This window comes from Lentilactobacillus dabitei, assembly GCF_019061365.1.
GTDB classification, from domain to species: Bacteria; Bacillota; Bacilli; order Lactobacillales; family Lactobacillaceae; genus Lentilactobacillus; species Lentilactobacillus dabitei.
This window is the reverse complement of record NZ_JAHPPD010000079.1, coordinates 1-5,292: the sequence shown is the minus strand read 5'-3', so window position 1 is coordinate 5,292 and position 5,292 is coordinate 1. Positions and strand designations below refer to the sequence as shown.

The following is a 5,292-nucleotide window of genomic DNA, read 5'->3' as shown; positions in this document are numbered from 1 at the left end:
TTTGGAATTTTTGCTTGTGGTGCTTACATGCAGACTTCTGCTTGGAGGAGCTGTCCTAAGAACAAGTGAGCGGAGCCAGGCGGTTAGCAACCGGAGCGTAAGTTGCCGCAAGGAGAAATTCCGGTTTTTGGAATTTTTGCTTGTGGTGCTTACGTGCAGGTTGCTGCCTGGAGGAGCTGTCCTAAAAGAAAGATAATGTCCATAAATAGAAAAATAAGGTCTGGACATATATTAATTTTCAATCAATGATCATTCACTTAGATCACCGTAGCCACCTAAAGTTGCGCCAAACGGCTGATCCCAGAATTTAACAAAGATGACCAACTATTCCAAAATCAGGAATAATTGGTCATCTTTGTTAAATTCTGGGATCAAAACGCCTATTGGTCCAGTCTCATTTTTAGAATCACTTATTTCGTGATAAAGACGTACAATGTTGAGGTCGAGTACCCCAAACTAAACCTGATACCATTTGAATGGAACGTCGGAGCAGTGGTTGAACTCGACTTTTTTGCTTTAGCAGACTTTTGAAAGTCCTTTAGCACATGTTTGGCGTTGGCACCAACACTATCCGCCAAAATGGAGAATGACATGATAAATGGTTTGAGGTCCTTTTTGTGTTTTAAACTTGATACGGGTACCATCATTGCAATTCCAAGTACCTGATCATTGTTCAAATTGGCCCGTAGCGTCAGCTTATCCGACGAAATTAAATTGTGAATACCGGATTTCGGGGATGCTGGCAGCAATTGATCAGCCACGCTCGTTTTTGCCTGTTTCATCGCCGGGGCGAGTTGGGCTTGGGTTTGCTTCAATTTGGCAGCTTCCGCTTGTAATGTGGCGGCTTGCTTAGCCTTTTGCTGCATGGCGGCCATTCCGGTTGCCTTGCTGGCTTTTAATGCCTGGGATTTCTGCTTCAGTTCAGCTGCTTGGGCTGCCATGCCCCTGGCCAACTGCTGATCCTTTTTGGAAAGGGCAGTTCCCGTGAGTGCCTGATTATACGAAGCCCGCACTTTGTTGTAAGTTGAAATAACGTCCGCTTTGGCAACGTGGACTGTTTGCCGTTTCCCATCAGCTGACAAGTGAACAGTTTGTTTGTAGTCCTTGGTGGGAACACTGATCACGAAGGCGCCATTGGTGGTCTTCGTGGATTTCTTTGCGCCACCATTAATCGCATAGTGAACTTTTGCCTGATTGCTTTTGCCTTTAACCGTCACGGCGAGGGCATTAGCACTTAAATGATGATCTGAAACGGTTAGTGTGGGTTTGCCACAGCCACTCAGCAATAGTGTTAACGAGGCAGCTGCAAACAATAAACCGATGATTTTCTTCATTAGTAGCTTCCTCCTAATCAAATGACACGTCGTCTGAGAATTGACTGTTGTAAAGGTCTGCATAGAACCCGTTTTTGGCCAACAGTTCATTATGCGTTCCAGTTTCCACAACGGCCCCGTGATTCATCACGATGATATTATCTGCATTCTGAATAGTCGACAATCGATGGGCAACCACAAAGCTGGTCCGATTTTCCAGCAACTGACTCATTGCATGCTGGATCTGAACTTCGGTCCGGGTATCAACAGAACTGGTTGCTTCATCCAAAATGAGGATTTCAGGATCGGCAACAAATGCTCTGGCAATTGTGATTAACTGGCGTTGGCCTTGAGAAATGTTTGAGGCGGATTCATTCAAGACGGTATCGTATCCTTTTGGCAGCTTGCGAACAAATTCATCTACATGGGCTGCCTTAGCGACGGCGATAATTTCATCTTTGCTGGCATCCTCGCGCCCGTACTTGATGTTGTCATAGATTGACCCGGTGAAGAGCCAGGTATCTTGAAGCACCATGGCAAAATGGGATCGGAGTTTTTCTCGGTCCAAGTCACGGGTATCAACGCCTTTGAGACGGATGCTGCCGCCTTTAACATCATAGAAACGTTCCAACAAATTAATGATGGTAGTTTTCCCAGCACCAGTCGGGCCGACAATGGCAACCTGTTGGCCAGGCTTAACGGCTAGATTATAGTCCTTCATCAGCAACTCATCTTCGTAACCGAACTGAACATGTTCCAACTCAACCAAGTTATCGGTATCGTTTTCAACGGGTCGATTAGCTTTGGTAATCTTCATCTCTTCTTCATCGATGACTTCAAACACCCGCTCGGCAGACGCAATCGTTGATTGAATGGTGTTCATAAGGTTGGCCAACTGGGAGATTGGCTGTGAAAATTGGTTGGTATACTGCAGGAATGCCTGGACATTACCAAGCGTCACAGTTCCGTTAGCAACTTGAATACCGCCAACAACGGCGACGAATACATAACCAATGTTGTTCAAGAAGATCATCAGGGGCATGATAATTCCGGAAATAAACTGGGCTTTCCAAGCAGCCTGATAGTACTTCTTATTTTGAACTTCGAACTGGTCAATGGTATCTTTTTCTTTATTAAAACTCTTGAGGACAATCTGGCCAGCGTAATTTTCTTCAACCTGGTTGTTTAACAACCCCAGGCTCTTTTGTTGGGCGGCAAAGTACTTCTGTGATCTGGGGGCAACAATGCCAACAATCACTAAGCTCAACGGGATGGTTACTAATGCGATGAGGGTCAGCTTCCAGCTAATCGTAAACATCATCCACAGAGTTCCAATAAAGGTCACAAAGCTGGTAACGGCTTGAGTTAGACTCTGCTGAAGGGTACTGGCGATGTTATCCATATCATTGACAGCCCGGCTCATGATATCCCCGTTACTATGGGTATCATAATATTTGATTGGCACGAGGCGCATCTTTTGTTTCATTTGCCGCCGTAATTTATAAACGGTATTCTGAGAAATTCGGGTCATGATGTATTGCTGCAGGAAACTGAAGATTGCGGCAGCCAAGTACATCACAATAACGATCAGGATAATTTGAAAGATTTTCTCGTAGTTAATCGGCAATGAGCCAATCTCGAAGCCAGCTTTTTGTTGGGCGTTGCCTTTCATTAAACCTTTGAAAATTTCAGTCGTTGCTTCCCCTAAGATCTTGGGGGTTCTGATTTGGAAGATGACACTGATAATGGCAAAAACCATTACCAGCACTAACCCAATCAGCCGGTCCTGCATGTAATTCAACAGCCGCCTTGTGGTTCCCCAGAAGTTATGAGGCTTTTGGACAACGCCTTGAAAGCCGCCACGGCCGCCATGATTTTGGTTAGTTGGTTGAGGAGCAGTCTCTTTTTCAGCCATTATTTTTCATCCTCCTCTCGTAATTGTGAATGAATAATTTCTTGGTAAACCTTGTTGGTGGCCCGCAATTCATCATGAGTGCCCTTACCAACCAATTTACCATTATCCAATACTAAGATGAGGTCAGCATCGGCAACTGTGGCGATTCGTTGAGCAACGATGACCGTGATGCTCTGTTGGATGTGTTTGTCGGCTCGTAAAGCTGCCCGCAAATCGGCATCGGTTTTGAAGTCCAATGCAGAAAACGAATCATCGAAAACGTAGACGGACGATTTTTTGACCAAGGCTCGGGCGATTGCCAACCGTTGTTTTTGGCCGCCAGAAAAGTTGTCACCGCCTTGTTCAACCTGCATGTCGAGGCCGGCAGGATCTTCTTCAATGAAGTCCTTTGCTCGGGCAATGTCTAGTGCATGCCAAATTTGATCGTCGGTAGCGTTCTCGTTACCATATTTCAAATTATCGCGGACACTTCCAGTGAAAAGGGTGGCTTTTTGGGGAACCAATGAGATTTGATTCCTGAGGTCGACCATTGAGAGGTCCTCAATGTTATGACCATCCAATTCGATGTCGCCTTTATCAACATCATAGAAACGGGGAATCAGGCTGACCAGGGTGGTTTTCCCAGAACCGGTCCCACCAATGATGGCAATTGTTTGGCCACTGTGGGCTTCGAAGTCGATATCACTTAGGGCGGGAAGTTCAGCGTTATGGTAACGATAGTCTACGTGATCAAATTTTAAAGTATGATTTTTAGCATGAGGATCAAGCACGGCCGGCTTAGGTGCTTGCTTCATGGTTGATTTTAAATTCAGAACGGTCTGGATTCGTTTGGCAGATGCTTGGGCTCTTGGGATGAACACAAAGACCATTGATAGCATCATGAAGCTCATCAGAATCTGCATTGCGTAACTCATGAACGCAATTAAGTTACCAACCTGCATGGCTTGGCTACCAATTAATTTGGCACCGAACCAAACAATCGCAACGTTAGTCCCACTCATGATCAGGGTCATAACTGGAAATGCCAAGGCGATGATTGTGTTGACTTTGATGGCGTTGTCAGTGTAATCACGGTTGGCATCTTCAAAGCGATTCTGTTCGAATTGATCCTGCCGGAAAGCCCGAATGACTCGGACGCCAGTCAGTCCTTCACGGAAAATTCGGTTGATTTTATCCGTCTTGGTCTGCATTGCTCTAAACAGTGGTACAGAGAAGTATAGCAACAGGCCAACAAAAACGATCATGATTGGTAAAACAATTAAAAAGATCATCGTCAATTGGTGATCCTTGGTGTAAGCCAAGAAGCTGGCACCGATCAACATGATTGGGGCCATTAACATCATCCGCAGCATGATAATGGCGACGTTTTGAATTTGGACCACATCGTTGGTTGTCCGGGTAATGAGAGAAGAGGTTTCAATCTGGTCATACTCATCTTTTGTAAAATTGATCACTTTACGGTAAACGTCGCTGCGTAAATTTTGACCGAGCTTTTGAGAAGTTCTGGCCGCCAGAAATACGTTGCAGATCGCCGCAAAAATACTAACAAGTGAGAAACCGGCCATTTCGGCACCGACTTTCCAAATATATGGAATGTCTCCTTTGGCAACCCCGTTGTTAACAATGTCGGAGGTGAGGCTGGGTAAGTTCAAGTTCGCAATCACTTGAACGCACATAAACAGGACTGCTCCGAGGACTGCCAGGTACGAGATCCGGTTCTTAGCAATTTTCAGCATGTTGGGACTCCTTCCAGGTTCTTTTCGAATCATTATTTGTTACTTAATTAGGTACCGAACTATGTTACTGCTCAATATGGAAAAATACAAGCCATAAATAGATTGTTTTAGCAAATCGATAAATTCCATTATGAACTATTCTGCAATAAAATTCACGTGTTTATATATAAGTCTGTCTAACCAATATATAATAGAAGAAAAGACAACCAGCTGTTATGACAGGACTTCGTAAAAGAGAAGAGGTAAAATTGAGGTGTACCCCAAAAGTTAAAGTAAATATTTGCTTGTCTTTCCTAGGCGGCACGGAGTCGATAGCTTATCGGCGCTG

3 protein-coding genes are annotated in these 5,292 nt (G+C 44.7%); all 3 read right to left on the bottom strand.

What is annotated here, in order from left to right:
• Positions 1 to 410: 410 nt before the first annotated feature.
• From KTE19_RS10845 to KTE19_RS10835, 3 genes are read right to left on the bottom strand one after another with little or no spacing between them, the layout of a single operon-like run.
• Entirely contained in the window at positions 411 to 1,334 is a 924-nt protein-coding gene (locus tag KTE19_RS10845) for an HlyD family secretion protein (RefSeq protein ID WP_217163908.1), read from the bottom strand.
• 13 nt (positions 1,335 to 1,347) lie between these two features.
• Positions 1,348 to 3,228, bottom strand: coding sequence for an ABC transporter ATP-binding protein (locus KTE19_RS10840; RefSeq protein WP_217342277.1), 1,881 nt, complete (start codon positions 3,226 to 3,228; stop codon positions 1,348 to 1,350).
• Positions 3,228 to 4,964 (bottom strand): ABC transporter ATP-binding protein, encoded by a 1,737-nt coding sequence (locus tag KTE19_RS10835; protein ID WP_217163912.1) that lies wholly within the window; start codon positions 4,962 to 4,964, stop codon positions 3,228 to 3,230. Before KTE19_RS10835 ends, KTE19_RS10840 begins: the two co-directional genes overlap by 1 nt.
• Positions 4,965 to 5,292 lie beyond the last annotated feature (328 nt).